At 46.0% G+C, this 285-nt stretch carries 1 pseudogene; it reads right to left on the bottom strand.

What is annotated here, in order from left to right:
- Positions 1-285 (bottom strand): annotated as a pseudogene (locus tag BTV98_RS13190) (maleylacetoacetate isomerase); the annotation flags it as partial.

Here is a 285-nt window from a genome sequence, read left to right as displayed (position 1 = left end):
CCACGAGCTTTATCTTGTGCTAAGCGTTTTTCTAACGCTGCAAAACCCTCACTTATCCAGCGATTACACCACTTAATAACAGCTTCCTCGTCTACCGATAGCTCATTGCGCAGATATTGCAAAATACGGCGATTGTTAATAGGATGGATATCACAGCCAATCATGGCGCTTAGCGCACGTACCTGCATACGACCGGCAGCGTCTTGAGGTAATAGCGGCGTCTCAGGATAAACCTCTTCTAACCACTCTAAAATAGCCGGGCTTTGAAACAACAGCAAATCATCT

It is taken from the genome of Psychrobacter sp. Cmf 22.2, from assembly GCF_001921745.1.
GTDB lineage: Bacteria > Pseudomonadota > Gammaproteobacteria > Pseudomonadales > Moraxellaceae > Psychrobacter.
Note: the sequence above shows the minus strand (reverse complement) of the source record. Positions and strands in the feature narration are given on the sequence as shown.